Origin of the sequence: Serratia surfactantfaciens, assembly GCF_001642805.2 — a bacterium.
In the GTDB taxonomy this organism is placed as follows: Bacteria; Pseudomonadota; Gammaproteobacteria; order Enterobacterales; family Enterobacteriaceae; genus Serratia; species Serratia surfactantfaciens.
The window spans coordinates 5,046,038-5,061,540 of record NZ_CP016948.1; the positions used below are offsets into that span (position 1 = coordinate 5,046,038).

The 15,503-nt window shown below is 63.2% G+C and carries 16 protein-coding genes; 15 read left to right on the forward strand and 1 reads right to left on the reverse strand.

The window, feature by feature from the left end:
- The first annotated feature begins 85 nt into the window (after nt 1-85).
- The 5 genes from ATE40_RS23565 to ATE40_RS23585 are packed head-to-tail and all read left to right on the forward strand — an operon-like array spanning nt 86 to nt 4,524.
- Nucleotides 86-1,579: an APC family permease gene (locus tag ATE40_RS23565; RefSeq protein WP_019454948.1), complete on the forward strand. Its 1,494-nt coding sequence runs from the start codon at nt 86-88 to the stop codon at nt 1,577-1,579.
- The gene (locus tag ATE40_RS23570; RefSeq protein WP_019454949.1) at nt 1,554-2,144 is read left to right on the forward strand and encodes a DUF3156 family protein; all 591 of its coding nucleotides are present in this window, start codon (nt 1,554-1,556) and stop codon (nt 2,142-2,144) included. Before ATE40_RS23565 ends, ATE40_RS23570 begins: the two co-directional genes overlap by 26 nt.
- The gene (locus tag ATE40_RS23575; protein ID WP_025159608.1) at nt 2,137-2,919 is read left to right on the forward strand and encodes an SDR family NAD(P)-dependent oxidoreductase; all 783 of its coding nucleotides are present in this window, start codon (nt 2,137-2,139) and stop codon (nt 2,917-2,919) included. Before ATE40_RS23570 ends, ATE40_RS23575 begins: the two co-directional genes overlap by 8 nt.
- Nucleotides 2,920-2,930: 11 nt before the next feature.
- Complete coding sequence (locus ATE40_RS23580; protein ID WP_063918102.1) at nt 2,931-3,728, forward strand: molybdenum cofactor biosynthesis F family protein; 798 nt, start codon at nt 2,931-2,933, stop codon at nt 3,726-3,728.
- A gap of 4 nt (nt 3,729-3,732) precedes the next feature.
- Entirely contained in the window at nt 3,733-4,524 is a 792-nt protein-coding gene (locus tag ATE40_RS23585) for an SDR family oxidoreductase (protein WP_063918103.1), read from the forward strand.
- A gap of 57 nt (nt 4,525-4,581) precedes the next feature.
- Here the strand turns inward: ATE40_RS23585 and hpaR are convergent, their stop codons facing one another.
- On the reverse strand, nt 4,582-5,034 hold the full coding sequence (hpaR, locus tag ATE40_RS23590; protein ID WP_004933183.1) for a homoprotocatechuate degradation operon regulator HpaR: 453 nt from the start codon (nt 5,032-5,034) through the stop codon (nt 4,582-4,584).
- A gap of 327 nt (nt 5,035-5,361) precedes the next feature.
- On the opposite strand from hpaR, the gene ATE40_RS23595 reads away from it, so the two are divergent.
- From ATE40_RS23595 to hpaB, 10 genes are all read left to right on the forward strand, one after another.
- Nucleotides 5,362-5,994, forward strand: a complete 633-nt coding sequence (locus tag ATE40_RS23595) for a fumarylacetoacetate hydrolase family protein (RefSeq protein WP_063918104.1) — start codon at nt 5,362-5,364, stop codon at nt 5,992-5,994.
- Nucleotides 5,991-6,755 carry a fumarylacetoacetate hydrolase family protein gene (locus ATE40_RS23600; RefSeq protein ID WP_004933177.1) on the forward strand — a complete coding sequence of 255 codons (765 nt, stop codon included), beginning with the start codon at nt 5,991-5,993 and terminating at the stop codon, nt 6,753-6,755. Before ATE40_RS23595 ends, ATE40_RS23600 begins: the two co-directional genes overlap by 4 nt.
- On the forward strand, nt 6,752-8,206 hold the full coding sequence (gene hpaE, locus ATE40_RS23605; protein WP_033631722.1) for a 5-carboxymethyl-2-hydroxymuconate semialdehyde dehydrogenase: 1,455 nt from the start codon (nt 6,752-6,754) through the stop codon (nt 8,204-8,206). The genes ATE40_RS23600 and hpaE overlap by 4 nt, the downstream gene beginning before the upstream one ends.
- Nucleotides 8,207-8,243: 37 nt before the next feature.
- Entirely contained in the window at nt 8,244-9,317 is a 1,074-nt protein-coding gene (gene hpaD, locus ATE40_RS23610; protein WP_004933173.1) for a 3,4-dihydroxyphenylacetate 2,3-dioxygenase, read from the forward strand.
- Between the two features lie 50 nt (nt 9,318-9,367).
- Nucleotides 9,368-9,754, forward strand: coding sequence for a 5-carboxymethyl-2-hydroxymuconate Delta-isomerase (locus ATE40_RS23615; protein ID WP_004933172.1), 387 nt, complete (start codon nt 9,368-9,370; stop codon nt 9,752-9,754).
- Between the two features lie 14 nt (nt 9,755-9,768).
- Nucleotides 9,769-10,572 (forward strand): 2-oxo-hept-4-ene-1,7-dioate hydratase, encoded by an 804-nt coding sequence (gene hpaH, locus ATE40_RS23620; RefSeq protein WP_063918105.1) that lies wholly within the window; start codon nt 9,769-9,771, stop codon nt 10,570-10,572.
- 77 nt (nt 10,573-10,649) lie between these two features.
- Entirely contained in the window at nt 10,650-11,444 is a 795-nt protein-coding gene (gene hpaI, locus ATE40_RS23625; protein ID WP_019454958.1) for a 4-hydroxy-2-oxoheptanedioate aldolase, read from the forward strand.
- Nucleotides 11,445-11,447: 3 nt separating this feature from the next.
- Entirely contained in the window at nt 11,448-12,818 is a 1,371-nt protein-coding gene (gene hpaX / locus ATE40_RS23630) for a 4-hydroxyphenylacetate permease (protein WP_063918106.1), read from the forward strand.
- A gap of 34 nt (nt 12,819-12,852) precedes the next feature.
- Complete coding sequence (gene hpaA, locus ATE40_RS23635) at nt 12,853-13,749, forward strand: 4-hydroxyphenylacetate catabolism regulatory protein HpaA (RefSeq protein ID WP_004933161.1); 897 nt, start codon at nt 12,853-12,855, stop codon at nt 13,747-13,749.
- A gap of 178 nt (nt 13,750-13,927) precedes the next feature.
- Nucleotides 13,928-15,490, forward strand: coding sequence for a 4-hydroxyphenylacetate 3-monooxygenase, oxygenase component (gene hpaB, locus ATE40_RS23640; protein WP_019454961.1), 1,563 nt, complete (start codon nt 13,928-13,930; stop codon nt 15,488-15,490).
- Nucleotides 15,491-15,503: the final 13 nt, after the last annotated feature.

Genomic DNA, 15,503 nt, shown 5'->3' on the forward strand with positions numbered 1-15,503 from the left:
CTCTATAGTGAGATGACCGCCACTGGCGGTGAAAAACCTGCAAGCACCTGCATGCATCAGGCCAAAACTATAAGAGGAAATAACCATGAACCTGTCGTCGCGGTTGCACGCCCACCTGGCTCGAGGCAAGGTCGGCTTTCCCACCACCCTGGCCAGTTCGGTCGGGGTGATCATGGCCAGCCCGGTGATCCTGACGGTCACCAGCGGCTTCGGCATCGGCGGCGACACCTTCGCGCTGGCGATGCTGATCGCCTTCATCATGATGCAGGCGCAGCTCACCACCTTCTCCGAAGCGGCGGCGCTGCTGCCGACCTCCGGTTCGGTTTACGACTACATCTCCTGCGGCATGGGGCGCTTTTTCGCCATCACCGGCGCGCTGTCGGCCTACCTGATCGTGCATATCTTCGCCGGCACCGCCGAGACCATTCTCTCCGGCATCATGGCGCTGGTGAACTTCGAGCACCTCAACACCCTGATGGAAAGCCACAACGCCTCCTGGATGGTCGGCGTCGGGTTGGTTGTGGTGTTCGGCCTGCTCAATGCGTTCGGCATCGAGGCCTTCGGCAAGGCGGAGATCGTGCTGACCTTCGCCATGTGGAGCACGCTGGTGATCTTCGGCATCGTCGGGCTGCTGTCGCCGCATGCGGTGCCGCTCGAGGGTTGGTTCGGCAGCACGCTGAGCCTGAACGATCCCTTCGCGGTATTCAGCCTGATCGGCATGGCGATGTTCATGTTCGTCGGCTGTGAGCTGGTGACGCCGATGGCGCCGGAGATCAAACGCTGCGATCGGGTGATCCCGCGCGCCATGGCGCTCGGGCTGTGCGGCGTGGCGGTGTGCATGGCGCTGTACGGCGCGGCGCTCAGCCACCAGGTGGAAAACGTGGTGGTCGACGCCGCCAGCGGCACGCGCCTGCTGGAAACGCCGATGGCCATCCCGGCCTTCGCCGGCCAGGTGATGGGCCAGTTCGGCAAATACTGGCTGGGCGTCGGCCTGCTGCTGGCGGGCGCGGCGACCATCAATACGCTGATGGCGGCGGTGCCGCGCATCCTTTACGGCATGGCGCTGGACGGCGCGTTGCCGCGCATGTTCGCTTATCTGCACCCGCGCTTTAAAACGCCGGTGGTCGGCATTCTGGTGGCGGTTCTGATCCCCTGCGTGCACGCCTTCGCCATTCAGGGCAACCTCGACAAGATCATTCCGTTGGTGCTGGCGGCGGTGTGCGCCTGGGGCGTGGCCTACCTGCTGGTGACCTGCTCGGTGGTCATCCTGCGCCTGCGTCGCCCCGATCTGCCGCGCGCTTATAAATCGCCGTGGTTCCCGCTGCCGCAAATCGTCTCCAGCGTCGGCATCGTGCTGGCCATCGTCTACATCACGCCGCCGGGGATGAACCCGAGCGACGTTTACATTCCCTTCGGCTGGATGATCGGCCTGACCGCCGCCTATGCGCTGTTCTGGACGCTGTGCGTGCAGAAAGTGAATCCATTCAAGCCGGTGCCGGTCGAGCAGGTGCTGGAAAATGCCTTCGCCAAGGGCGAAAACGAGGAGGCGCAGTTTGATCGGCTTACTTCCCTCACTTAATCGCGCCTGGCGGCGAGCGCCGTCGGGCTATCGTCCGGGCGCCGCGCTGGATCGTCTGGCCCGCAACCTGGAACCCTACGCGTGCGAACGTCTGGCGCCGGGCCTGCTGCGGCTGACGCTGCCGCAGGGGCCGCAGATCGAGGTCAGCGAACAGGTGCAGGGGCTGTTTATGGCGCATATCGTCAGCCATCGTTTTCGGTTGCAGGGCGCGTGCGCGGCGCAGCCCCCGCTGACGCTGGACGTGGTGACCGGCGGTTGGCTGCGGCGGCGCGGCGTGCGCTATCTGCTGCGCCAGCGCCATGCGGCCGCGCAGCGGGTGCTGGATGGCCTGCTGCGCTACCCGCAGATCGGCGAGACGCTGGCGCAGCTGGATTTTCGCCGCGTGCGGCTGACGGTCAAAGACGGGCGCTGGCAGGTGGATATCGAGCATTTCGCCGCATCGGAGGTGGTCAGCCGTTTGCCGGCCGGCCGCCGCTATCTGCGGCTGGACGCCGAACAGCGGCGGCTGCTGTTGAGCAGCCTGCTGATGATCGGCCAACTGATGGAGAAGCTGAATCATGAATAGAGTGGTTGTGATTACCGGCGGCGGCACCGGCGTCGGCGCCGCCTGCGCCCGTCTGCTGGCGGCGCAGGGCGATCGGGTGTTCATCATCGGCCGCCGCCCGGAACCGCTGGCGGCGCTGGCGCATGAGATCGGCGCGCAGGCGCTGGTGGGCGACGCCGCCAGCGGCGAGAGCTGGAACCACACGCTGCTGCCGGCCATTCTGCGCGACGCCGGGCGCATCGACTGCCTGATCGGCAGCGCCGGTGGCATGGGCTTCAAGCGCATTACCGAGATGACCGACGAGCAGTGGCAAGGGGCGATGGACAGCAACCTCAACAGCGCTTTCGCCAGCGCGCGCGCCTGCTTGCCGGAGCTGATCAAGAGCGGCGGCAACCTGCTGTTTGTCGCCTCGATCGCCTCGCTGGCCGCCGGGCCGGAGGTCTGCGGTTACGTCACCGCCAAGCACGCGCTGATCGGACTGATGCGCTCCATCGCCCGCGACTATGGCCCGCTGGGCGTGCGCGCCAACGCGGTGTGTCCCGGCTGGGTGACCACGCCGATGGCGGACGAAGAGATGCAGCTGCTGATGGACGCCCATCAGATTTCGCTGGAGCAGGCTTACCAGATGGTCTGCCGCGATGTGCCGCTGCGCCGGCCGGCCAGCGCCGAGGAGATCGCCCGCGTCTGCCGTTTCCTCTGTTCCAGCGAGGCTTCAATCATTACCGGCGCGGCGCTGGTGGCCGACGGCGGCTCCACCATCGTCGATGTGCCGACATTGGCTTTCACTTCCCTGTAAGGAGCATTTCCATGAGTTCAGAAGCGGTATTCATTCAGGTTGGCGCGCTGGCGGAAGGCTTTGCGCCGCACAGCAATACGCTGGAACGCCAGCACGGCCTGGCGGGCACCACGCTGACGCTGCGCTTTCGCGACGGTGCGACACAGCGCTGCCGGTTCACCGACGAGCAGACGCTGGAGTGGGGAGAGCGGCGCGGCGTCGCCTATCGCGCCACCAGCATTCGCCCCGGCGTGCTGTTCATCGATTTTCTCGACCCCGCACGCGCCAACGCCAGCATTACGCTGGTGTGCGACCGCAATCAGGGCAACTTCACCGCGGTGTACGGCCAACTGCCGGACGAAGCGCAGGCGCGGCTCGACGCCTTCAGCCGGGTGGAACAGGGGCTGCCGCTGACCGCGGTCGAGGCCGAATTCCGCTTCGGCACGCTGGATGACGCCGACGTGGCGCCGCCGGGTTTTACCGATGAGCTGATCGGCATGCGCAATATGTACACCTACAGCCCGACCGAACGCTACGAGCATATCTACCTGAACGACAACTTCTACGCCTGGCAGTGTCTGGACGGGGTGGAGAAAGGGCTGGCGGACGTCGATCGCTGTCACTACGTGAAGGTGGCGGAGCAGCTTTATCTGTTCGTCTGGCGCGAGAAGATCATTCCGACGCTGGGCGTGGTGGTGATCGATCTGCAAGGCATGCGCACCGACGGCAAGATCCTCGGCTATCAGGGCAGCGATTTCAGCGCGCTGAGCAACTTTGCGGTCGGCGCCCACGCGCAGGTGCTGAACACCACGCGCCACCCGCGAGGATAGGCCGATGAACGCAACCTATGCGGCCGACGCCTTCGCGGGGCAGGCGGTGCTGGTGACCGGCGGCGCTCAGGGCATTGGGCTGGCGATCGTCAGCGCCTTCGCCCGGTTGGGCGCCGAGGTGACGATCGCGGACGTGCAGCTGCCGCAGGCACAGGCGGCGGCGCAAGCGCTGCGGGACGAAGGGTTGAGCGTGCAGGCGCTGGCCTGCGATCTGGCCGAGCCGGGGCAGATCGCCGAGGGGGTGGCGGCGGTGGGCGAGCGGCATCAACGGCTGGATGTGGTGATCCACAACGCCGCTTACTTTCCGCTGACGCCGTTCGCCGCCATCGACGCGGCCCTGCTGCAACGCACGCTGAGCGTCAATCTGATGGCGCCGTTCTTTCTGGCGCAGGCAGCGCTGCCGTGGATGCGCCGCTCCGGCGGCGGCAGTCTGCTGGTGACCTCGTCGGTGACCGGCCCGCGGGTGGCCTACCCGGGGCTGGCGCACTACGCCGCTTCCAAGGCCGGGGTGAACGGGTTTATTCGCGCGGCGGCGCTGGAGCTGGCGGCGGAGAAAATTCGCGTCAACGGCGTGGAGCCGGGGATGATCCGCACGCCGGCGATGGCCAACCTGGGCGACGCGCAGGTGAATCAGGCGATCGCCGCTGCGGTGCCGCTCGGGCGGCTGGGTGAACCGGAAGACATCGCCGCGGCGATGGTGTTTCTCGCCTCGCCGGCGGCGGCCTATATCACCGGCCAGACGCTGGTGGTGGACGGCGGCGCGCTGTTGCCGGAAACGAATTCTCCGCTTGCTTGACGCTGCAGCGTTGTTGGCTGCAGACGCCAATTAATTTGAGAATTCCGGTGGGTTAAATCACTGCTTGGCAGGATGCGCGGTGACGTTGGCGGGCAGGCTGTCGCCCAGGGTGATCAGCTCGTCCAGCAACGTCATCAACTGGTCCATTTTCTGCCGCGAAAAGGCGGCTTCAATCTCGGCGTAGCCCTGTTCCACTTGGTGGCGCGCCACTTCATACAGATCCTGACCCTGTTGGGTCAGCGACACGTACAGCTTGCGCTGATCGTTGACGGGTTTCAGGCGGAAGATCAGCTTGTCGCGCTCCATGCGCGACAGAATGCCGGTCAGGCTGGGGCGCAGGATACAGGTTTCCGCCGCCAGCTCGTGGAATTCGATCGAACGGCTGTTGGCCAGCACGCGGATGATGCGCCACTGCTGCTCGGTGAGATTGTGGCTTTTCAGGATCGGGCGGAAGAACCCCATGGCGGTTTCACGCGCCTGCAGCAGGGCGATGGTTAACGATTCATGCATAAGTTTGGCCTTAGCTATCAAGGTGTTCGTTATTACGGCGCTCGTTATGGGGGCGCCTGCCCCACAAAGCCCGATTTTGTTAATAACTTAATAGTAGCCAAAGTTACCCGTAGGGATAAAGCAAAAATGCAAGGCGCAGCGAAAAATGGTGTGAAAAAGGGTTAATACGTTGAGTAATCACGCTAATGTTCTTGTTTTGTGAATATTTTGTTATCACGATCACAAATCACTCCAAGCGCGTTGCGTAAAAGCTGCACAGCGTATAAAAGTAATCATTAATATATTAATGAATACCGGTTGTCATGTTTTGCCATTGGAGGAGTTCGCATGAAAGGCACCGTATTTTCCGTTGCGCTGAACCACCGCAGCCAACTGGACGCCTGGGATCAGGCGTTTCACCAGCCGCCGTATCAGACCCCACCCAAAACCCCGGTGTGGTTTATCAAACCGCGCAACACTCACCTCGCCAACGGCGGGGCGATCCCGTTTCCGGCCGGTGAAACCGTGCAGAGCGGCGGCACGCTGGCGGTGATCATCGGCGACACCGCGCGCAAGGTGCCGGCGGCGCAGGTGAGCCGTTATCTGGCCGGTTACGCGTTGGCCAACGACGTCAGCCTGCCGGAGAGCAGCTTCTATCGCCCGGCGATCAAGGCCAAATGCCGCGACGGGTTCTGCCCGCTGGGAGAGATCGGCCAGCTGGAGAATGCCGATCGGCTGGAGATCGTCACCGAGATCAACGGCGTGGAGCAGGATCGCTGGTCCACCTCCGATCTGGTGCGCTCGGTGCCGGAGCTGATCGCCGCCATCAGCGATTTCATCACCCTGCAGCCGGGCGATGCGGTGCTGATCGGCACCCCGCACCAGCGGGTGGAGATCAAACCGGGGGATGAGGTGACGGTGCGCGCCGCCGGCCTGCCCACTCTGAGCAACCGCGTCACCCAGGCAGGAGCCACATCATGAAACATGCCCGTATTCGCCATCATGGCCAGATCGTCAACGTTCAGGTGGACGACCAGCTGCGCGTCACGCTGCCAAACGGCGAGGTGCTGCAGGAGCGCGAAGTGGAATGGCTGCCGCCGGCGCAGGGCACGGTGTTTGCCCTGGGGCTGAACTATGCCGACCACGCCAGCGAACTGGAATTCAAAGCGCCGGAAGAGCCGCTGGTGTTCCTCAAGGCACCGAACACCCTGACCGGCCATCGTCAGGTATCGGTGCGTCCGGCCGACGTGGAGTACATGCATTACGAAGCCGAGCTGGTGGCGGTGATCGGCAAGACCGCGCGTAACGTCAGCCGCGAGCGCGCCATGGAGTATGTGGCGGGCTACACCCTGTGCAACGACTACGCCATCCGCGACTACCTGGAAAACTACTACCGGCCGAATCTGCGGGTGAAGAGCCGCGATACCCTGACGCCGATCGGGCCGTACATCGTCGATCGCGACGACGTCGCCGATCCGCACCGGCTGGCGCTCAGCACCTACGTCAACGGCGAGCTGCGCCAGCGCGGCAGTACCGCCGACATGATTTTCGACATTCCGTTCCTGATCGCCTACCTGAGCGAATTCATGACGCTGCAGCCGGGTGACATGATCGCCACCGGCACGCCGAAAGGGCTGGCCGACGTGCGGCCGGGCGACGAAGTGGTGGTGGAGATCGAGGGCATCGGCCGTCTGGTTAACCACATTATCAGTGAAAAAGATTACGAGGAGAGCCTGCGATGAAAACCATCAACCACTGGATCAACGGCAAGAACGTCGCCAGCAAAGAGTATTTCACCACCACCAACCCGGCGAACGGCGAGGTGCTGGCGGAAGTGGCCTCCGGCGGCCAGCTGGAGATCGACCAGGCGGTGGCGGCCGCGAAAGAGGCTTTCCCCAAATGGGCCAACACGCCGATGAAAGAGCGCGCGCGCCTGATGCGCCGTCTGGGTGAACTGATCGACCAGAACGTGCCGCAGATCGCCGAAATGGAAACTGCCGATACCGGCCTGCCGATCCATCAGACCAAAAACGTGCTGATCCCGCGCGCCTCGCACAACTTCGAGTTCTTCGCCGAGGTGTGCCAGCAGATGAACGGCAAGACCTACCCGGTGGACGACAAGATGCTCAACTACACGCTGGTGCAGCCAGTGGGGGTCTGCGCGCTGGTGTCGCCGTGGAACGTGCCGTTCATGACCGCCACCTGGAAAACCGCACCTTGCCTGGCGTTGGGTAACACTGCGGTGTTGAAGATGTCCGAACTGTCGCCGCTGAGCGCCGATCGCCTGGGCGAGCTGGCGCTAGAGGCCGGTATTCCCGCCGGGGTGCTGAACGTGGTGCAGGGTTACGGCGCCACCGCCGGCGACGCGCTGGTGCGCCATAAAGACGTGCGCGCGGTTTCGTTCACCGGCGGCACCGCCACCGGCCGCCGCATTATCGAAAGTGCCGGGCTGAAGAAATTCTCCATGGAGCTCGGCGGCAAGTCGCCGGTGCTGATCTTTGAAGACGCCGACATCGAGCGGGCGCTCGACGCCGCGCTGTTCACCATCTTCTCGATCAACGGCGAACGCTGCACCGCCGGTTCGCGCATCTTCATTCAGGAGAGCATCTACCCGGAATTCGTCAAACGCTTCGCCGAGCGCGCCAACCGTCTGCGCGTGGGTGATCCGCAAGATCCCAACACCCAGGTGGGGGCGCTGATCAGCCCGCAGCACTGGGAAAAAGTCTCCGGCTATATCCGCCTCGGGGTGGAAGAAGGGGCGACCCTGCTGGCCGGCGGCCCGGACAAACCGGCTGGTTTGAGCCACGGCAACTTCCTGCGCCCGACGGTGCTGGCGGATGTCGATAACCGGATGCGCGTGGCGCAGGAGGAGATCTTCGGGCCGGTGGCCTGCCTGCTGCCGTTCAAGTCGGAAGAAGACGGCCTGCGCATGGCCAACGACGTGGAGTACGGCCTGGCGTCGTACATCTGGACGCAGGATGTGAGCAAGGTTCTGCGCCTGGCCCGCGGCATCGAAGCCGGCATGGTTTTCGTCAACACCCAAAACGTGCGCGATCTGCGCCAACCGTTCGGCGGCGTGAAAGCCTCCGGCACCGGCCGCGAAGGCGGCGAATACAGCTTCGAAGTGTTCGCCGAAATGAAGAACGTGTGCATTTCCATGGGCGACCACCCGATCCCGAAATGGGGCGTCTGAGCCTCAGACCACAATAATAACGAGAGAGATGAGAACAATGACGACAAAACTGACCACTAATGCTGTCCCTGCTCCCGACGTCGTGCGCTGTGCCTACATGGAAATTCAGGTCACGAACCTTAAAGCCGCACGCGAATTTTACGTCGATATCCTCGGCTTGGTCGTGACCGCCGAAGATGACAAAACCCTCTACCTGCGTTCGATGGAGGAGTTCATTCACCATAACCTGGTGCTGCGCGAAGGGCCGGTGGCCGCCGTGGCGGCGTTTGCTTTCCGCGTGCGCACGCCGGAAGACGTCGATCGCGCCGAAGCGTATTTCAAGGCGCTTGGCTGCCGCACCGAGCGGCGGGTGAACGGGTTCGCCAAAGGCATCGGCGATGCGGTGCGGGTAGAAGATCCGCTCGGTTTCCCGTACGAATTTTTCTACGACGTGCAGCACGTCGAGCGTCTGGCCTGGCGTTACGATCTGTATACGCCGGGCGCGCTGGTGCGCCTCGATCACTTTAACCAAATCACCCCAGACGTGCCGCGCGCCGTGGAATATATCCAGGGGCTGGGCTTCCGCGTAACGGAAGACATCCGCGATGAAGACGGCGTGGTTTACGCCGCCTGGATGCGCCGCAAGGCGACGGTGCACGATACCGCGATGACCGGCGGCGCCGGGCCGCGCATGCACCACATCGCCTTCGCCACCCATGAAAAACACAACATTTTGGCCATCTGCGACAAACTCGGCGCACTGCGCAAATCCGATTTGATCGAACGCGGCCCTGGCCGTCACGGCGTCTCCAACGCGTTCTATCTCTACCTGCGCGATCCCGATGGCCACCGCGTGGAAATCTACACGCAGGATTACTACACCGGCGATCCGGACAACCCGACCGTGACCTGGGACGTGCATGACAACCAGCGCCGCGACTGGTGGGGCAATCCGGTGGTGCCGAGCTGGTACACCGAAGGATCGCTGGTGCTGGATCTCGATGGGCAGCCGCAGCCGGTCATCGAACGCAGCGCGCCCAGCGAAATGGCTGTCACCATCGGCGCAGACGGTTTTTCCTATACCCGCGAGGGCGATACGGAAAAAGGTTTCAAACTTGGCAATACGCTGTAAATGCCGTTGCGCGGGCCTGGCCCGCGCATATTCGCCGTCTGGAGAACGCTATGCCCCATTTTTACGCTGAATGTACCGACAACATCCGCCGCGAGGCGGATTTGCCGACTCTGTTCGCCAAGGTCAACGAAGCGCTGGCGGCGACCGGCATCTTCCCGTTGGCCGGCGTGCGCAGCCGCGCCATCTGGCTCGACACCTGGCAGATGGCCGACGGCAAGCAGGATTACGCCTTCGTGCACATGACGCTGAAGATCGGCCACGGCCGCAGTCTGGAAAGCCGGCAACAGGTGGGTGAGATGCTGTTTGCTCTGATCAAGGAACACTTCGCCGCGCTGATGGCGCAGCGTTACCTGGCGCTCTCTTTCACTATGGAAGAGCTGGATCCGGTACTGAATTACAAACAGAACAATGTCCACGCGCTGTTCAACAAAGCGTGAATAAGGGGTCGTAAATGCTGGATAAAGAGCAGGTTAACCGCGCCGTGCAGCGTCTGCATCAGGCGGAAAAGAGCCGTGAGCAGATCCGCGCGCTGTCGCTCGATCATCCCGAGATCACCATCGAAGACGCTTACGCCATTCAGCGGCAGTGGGTGGAGTTGAAGATCGCCGAAGGGCGCACGCTCAAAGGCCACAAGATCGGCCTGACCTCGCGCGCCATGCAGGTGAGCTCGCAGATCACCGAACCGGATTACGGCGCGCTGCTGGACGACATGTTCTTCAACGACGGCAGCGACATTCCGATCGATCGCTTTATCGTGCCGCGGGTGGAGGTGGAGCTGGCGTTCATACTGGCCAAGCCGCTGCGCGGGCCGAACTGTACGCTGTTCGACGTCTACAACGCCACCGATTACATCATTCCGGCGCTGGAGATTATCGACGCGCGCAGCCATAACGTCGATCCCGAGACTCAGCGGCCGCGCAAGGTGTTCGACACCATCTCCGACAACGCCGCCAACGCCGGGGTGGTGATGGGCGGGCGGCCGATCAAGCCGGATGCGCTGGATCTGCGCTGGATCTCTGCGCTGCTGTACCGCAACGGCGTGATTGAAGAGTCCGGCGTGGCGGCGGCGGTGCTCAACCACCCGGCCAACGGCGTGGCCTGGCTGGCCAACAAGCTGGCGCCGTATGAGGTGGAGCTGGAAGCAGGGCAGGTGATCCTCGGTGGCTCCTTCACCCGGCCGGTGCCGGCGCGGCGCGGCGATACCTTCCACGTCGACTACGGCTCGATGGGCTGCATCAGCTGCCGCTTCGTCTAATAAGCAGGCTCGGCGAACCGGGCCGCACTAAACCGGGCGGGGGCCATGCGCCGCGCCCGCTTGTCAGGGAGAATGCGATGTTAACCAACCACTTCAAACGTGCGCTGCAGGAAAAACGCCCGCAGATCGGGCTGTGGCTCGGGCTGTGCAGCAGCTACAGCGCCGAGCTGCTGGCCGGCGCCGGTTTCGACTGGCTGCTGATCGACGGCGAACATGCGCCCAACAACGTGCAAACGGTGCTGGGGCAGCTGCAGGCGGTCGCGCCTTACCCCAGCCAGCCGGTGGTGCGTCCGCCGTGGAACGACGCGGTGATCATCAAGCAGCTGCTGGACGTCGGCGCGCAAACCTTGCTTATCCCGATGATTCAAAACGCCGAACAGGCGCGTGACGCGGTGCGCGCGACGCGCTATCCACCGCACGGGGTGCGCGGCGTCGGCAGCGCCCTGGCGCGCGCTTCACGCTGGAACCGGGTGCCCGATTACCTGCAGCAGGCCGACGAGCAGATGTGCGTGCTGGTGCAGATTGAAACCCGCGAAGCGGTGAAAAACCTCGACGCCATTTTACAGGTGGAAGGGGTGGACGGCGTGTTTATCGGCCCGGCGGATCTCAGCGCCGACATGGGCTTCGCCGGCAACCCGCAGCACCCGGAGGTGCAGCGCACCATCGACGACGCCATCGCGCGCATCCGCGCCGCCGGCAAGGCGCCGGGCATTCTGATGGCCAACAAGGCGCTGGCGCAGCGCTATCTGGAAGCCGGCGCGCTGTTCGTCGCGGTAGGGGTGGACACCACCCTGCTGGCGCGGGCGGCGGAAGCCCTGGCGGACGAGTTCAAGCAGGGCGGGGCGTCAGCACCTTCATCGGGAGTCTACTGAACCATGAACCACGTCGATTCGCTGCAGCCGGCCAACCCGGCGCAGCAACATAAAGCGTTAACCGCCGCCGAGCAATCGGTGATTAAAAAGTTGTTTCGGCGCCTGATCATTTTCCTGTTCGTGCTGTTTGTTTTCTCTTTCCTCGACCGCATCAACATCGGCTTCGCCGGGTTGACGATGGGCAAAGATCTCGGCCTCAGCTCGACCATGTTCGGGCTGGCGGCGACGTTGTTCTATGTCACCTACGTGATCTTCGGCATTCCCAGCAACATGATGCTGAGCCGGGTCGGCGCGCGGCGCTGGATCGCCACCATCATGGTGCTGTGGGGCATCGCCTCCACCTGCACCATGTTCGCCACCGGGCCCACCAGCCTGTACGTGCTGCGCATGATCGTCGGCATCACCGAGGCCGGCTTCCTGCCGGGCATTCTGGTGTACCTCACCTACTGGTTCCCGGCGTTCTACCGCGCCCGCGCCAACGCCTTGTTCATGATCGCCATGCCGGTGACCATGGCGATCGGCTCGCTGGTCTCCGGCTATATTCTGGCGCTGGACGGGGTGATGAACCTGAAGGGCTGGCAGTGGCTGTTCCTGCTGGAAGGCATTCCGTCGGTGCTGCTGGGCGTGGTGGTGTGGTTCTATCTCGACGATACGCCGGCCAAGGCCAAGTGGCTGAGCGACGAGGAGAAAGCCAGCCTGAAGGCGATGATGGAGGCCGACAAGCTGCAGCTGGTGCAACCCAACGGGCCGAGCAGCCACCGCGCGCTGCAGCAGCGCAGCCTGTGGCGCGAGATCTGCACGCCGATCGTGCTGATGTACACGCTGGCCTATTTCTGCCTGACCAACACCCTGAGCGCGATCAATATCTGGACGCCGCAGATCCTGCAGAGCTTTAACCAGGGCAGCAGCAACGTGACGATCGGCATCCTGGCGGCGATCCCGCAGATCTGCACCATCGCCGGCATGGTGTGGTGGAGCAAACGATCCGATCGGCTGCAGGAGCGCAAGCATCACACCGCGCTGCCGTACCTGTTCGCCGCCGCCGGCTGGCTATTGGCGTCGGCCACCGATCACAGCCTGATCCAACTGCTGGGGATCGTGATGGCCTCGGTCGGCTCCTTCACCGCCATGGCGATCTTCTGGACCACGCCGGATCAGTCGATCAGCCTGGAAGCTCGGGCGGTGGGGATCGCCGTGATCAACGCCACCGGCAACATCGGATCGGCGCTCAGCCCGCTGTTGATCGGCTGGTTCAAGGACATGACCGGCAGCTTTAACTCCGGGCTGTATTTCGTCTCGGCGCTGTTGATCGTCGGCGCCGTGTTGGTGTGGCGCATCCCGATGAAGGATTCGCGCCCGAGAGCGACGCCTTGATGCGCAGATAGGCAGGATTGCAGGAGGTCATGAGGTGCGGAAAAGTACCGGCTTTATCGCCAACATCGATATTTGCAAAGAGTATGACGCGCGCTACGCCGCCGACGAGGTGCATTACGAAACCTTCGCCGGGCTGGCGGCGTTCTTCGGCCGCGACATGCAGGTGCATTGGCACGACTGCTTTTTCCAGGTGCATTTCCTGGAGACCGGCAAGATAGAGCTGCAGCTCGACGATCAGCACTATTCGGTGCAGGCGCCGCTGTTCATTCTCACGCCGCCGTCGGTGCCGCATGCGTTCTTCACCGAACCGGACAGCGACGGCCACGTGCTGACGGTGCGCCAGGAGCTGATTTGGCCGCTGCTGGAGCGCCTCTATCCCGGCAGCAATCTGGCGTTGGACATGCCTGGCATCTGCCTGTCGCTGGCCGACGCGCCGCAGGAGCTGACGGCGCTCAGCCACTATTGGGCGCTGATCCGCCGCGAGTTCGCGCAGAACCTGGCCGGGCGCGAACAGACGCTGGCGCTGCTGGCGCAGGCGGTGTTCACACTGCTGCTGCGCAACACCGCGCTGGAAGACAGCGCCAACAGCGGCGTGCGCGGGGAATTGCAACTATTTCAACGATTTAACAAGATGGTGGACGAGCGTTTCCGCGAGCACCTGCCGGTGCCGGAGTATGCGCAGGCGCTGGGGGTGACCGAATCGCGGCTCAACGACCTATGCCGGCGCTTCGCCAATCGGCCGCCCAAGCGGCTGATCTTCGATCGGCTGCTGCGCGAGGCCAAGCGCATGCTGCTGTTCAGCGCCTGCACGGTGCATGAAACCGCCTACAGCCTCGGCTTCAAGGATCCGGCCTATTTCGCCCGGTTTTTCAATCGGCTGGAAGGCTGTTCCCCTTCGACCTACCGCGCGGCGCAGCACGCCCTTTCGTAACCGCGATCACAGTTTGCCGCGAAAGCGGCAAACTGACCTGAAAAGTACCGGCGATTGCCGCAAAAGTCTCTTCTCGAAACCGGCTTTGGCAGCTTCAATTAAGCAACCAAAAGAAAACATTATTTTAACAAATGGCCAGCTCCACGGCCTGAAAAATGCCGATGACGAGGAAGACCCGATGAAACCAGAAGACTTTCGTGCCGACAGCAAACGCCCGTTCACCGGCGCCGAATACCTGAAAAGTTTGCAGGACAGCCGCGAAATCTACATTTACGGCGAGCGCGTGAAAGACGTCACTACGCACCCTGCGTTCCGCAACGCCGCGGCGTCTGTCGGCCAGCTGTACGACGCGTTGCACGATCCGGCCAGCCAGGATCGCCTGTGCTGGAACACCGACACCGGCAACGGCGGTTACACCCACAAATTCTTCCGCTATGCCCGCAGCCCGGAAGAGATGCGCCAACAGCGCGACGCCATCGCCGACTGGTCGCGCCAAAGCTATGGCTGGATGGGGCGCACGCCGGACTACAAGGCGGCCTTCGGCTGCGCGCTGGGCGCTTATCCGGAGTTCTACGGCCAGTTCGCCGACAACGCGCGCCACTGGTACAAACGCATTCAGGAAACCGGGCTCTATTTCAACCACGCCATCGTCAACCCGCCGATCGACCGCCATAAGCCGGTCAACGAGGTGAAAGATGTCTACATTCAGGTGGAGAAAGAGACCGACGCCGGCATCATCGTCAGCGGCGCCAAAGTGGTGGCCACCAACTCGGCGTTGACCCACTACAACTTCATCGGCTTCGGTTCGGCGCAGGTGATGGGCGATAACCCGGACTTCGCGCTGATGTTCGTGGCGCCGATGGACGCCGAAGGGGTGAAGCTGATTTCGCGCGCCTCCTACGAGCTGGTGGCTGGCGCCACCGGATCGCCGTTCGACTACCCGCTCACCAGCCGCTTTGACGAGAACGACGCGATCCTGATCATGGATCATGTGTTGATCCCGTGGGAAAACGTGCTGATCTACCGCGATTTTGACCGCTGCCGCCGCTGGAGCACCCAGGGCGGTTTCGCCCGGCTGTTCCCGCTGCAGGCCTGCGTGCGCCTGGCGGTGAAGATGGATTTCATCACCGCGCTGCTGCAAAAGAGCCTCTCGTGCACCGGCGTGCTGGAGTTCCGCGGCGTGCAGGCCGATCTGGGCGAAGTAGTGGCCTGGCGTAACCTGTTCTGGTCGCTGAGCGACGCGATGTGCGCCGAAGCCACTAAATGGGAAAACGGCGCCTACCTGCCTGATTCCGCCGCGCTGCAAACCTACCGGGTGATGGCGCCGATGGCCTACACCAAGGTGAAACACATCATCGAGAAGAACGTCACCAGCGGCCTGATCTACTTGCCGTCCAGCGTGCGCGACATGAACAATCCGGAGATCGACAAGTACCTGGCGCGCTACGTGCGCGGATCGGACGGCATGGATCATGTCGAGCGCATCAAGATCCTCAAGCTGATGTGGGATGCGATCGGCAGCGAATTCGGCGGCCGTCACGAGCTGTATGAGATCAACTACGCCGGCAGCCAAGATGAGATCCGCCTGCAGTGCCTGCGCCACGCGCAGGGATCCGGCAACATGGATCGCATGATGCAGATGGTCGACAAATGCCTGGCCGATTACGATCAGCACGGCTGGAAGGTGCCGCACCTGCGGAACAATGACGATATTAATCAGTTGGATAATCTGCTGAAGTAATTCAGGAGGAGGT

Excerpts from the sequence above, each read along its gene's own strand:
- hpaD (WP_004933173.1), top strand. The coding sequence starts at position 8,244 with ATGACGACAAAACTGACCACTAATGCTGTCCCTGCTCCCGACGTCGTG.
- ATE40_RS23575 (WP_025159608.1), top strand. The coding sequence starts at position 2,137 with ATGAATAGAGTGGTTGTGATTACCGGCGGCGGCACCGGCGTCGGCGCC.
- hpaB (WP_019454961.1), top strand. The coding sequence starts at position 13,928 with ATGAAACCAGAAGACTTTCGTGCCGACAGCAAACGCCCGTTCACCGGC.
- ATE40_RS23595 (WP_063918104.1), top strand. The coding sequence starts at position 5,362 with ATGAAAGGCACCGTATTTTCCGTTGCGCTGAACCACCGCAGCCAACTG.
- ATE40_RS23565 (WP_019454948.1), top strand. The coding sequence starts at position 86 with ATGAACCTGTCGTCGCGGTTGCACGCCCACCTGGCTCGAGGCAAGGTC.
- ATE40_RS23585 (WP_063918103.1), top strand. The coding sequence starts at position 3,733 with ATGAACGCAACCTATGCGGCCGACGCCTTCGCGGGGCAGGCGGTGCTG.
- hpaR (WP_004933183.1), bottom strand. The coding sequence starts at position 5,034 with ATGCATGAATCGTTAACCATCGCCCTGCTGCAGGCGCGTGAAACCGCC.
- hpaX (WP_063918106.1), top strand. The coding sequence starts at position 11,448 with ATGAACCACGTCGATTCGCTGCAGCCGGCCAACCCGGCGCAGCAACAT.
- hpaI (WP_019454958.1), top strand. The coding sequence starts at position 10,650 with ATGTTAACCAACCACTTCAAACGTGCGCTGCAGGAAAAACGCCCGCAG.
- hpaE (WP_033631722.1), top strand. The coding sequence starts at position 6,752 with ATGAAAACCATCAACCACTGGATCAACGGCAAGAACGTCGCCAGCAAA.
- ATE40_RS23580 (WP_063918102.1), top strand. The coding sequence starts at position 2,931 with ATGAGTTCAGAAGCGGTATTCATTCAGGTTGGCGCGCTGGCGGAAGGC.
- ATE40_RS23615 (WP_004933172.1), top strand. The coding sequence starts at position 9,368 with ATGCCCCATTTTTACGCTGAATGTACCGACAACATCCGCCGCGAGGCG.
- hpaH (WP_063918105.1), top strand. The coding sequence starts at position 9,769 with ATGCTGGATAAAGAGCAGGTTAACCGCGCCGTGCAGCGTCTGCATCAG.
- ATE40_RS23600 (WP_004933177.1), top strand. The coding sequence starts at position 5,991 with ATGAAACATGCCCGTATTCGCCATCATGGCCAGATCGTCAACGTTCAG.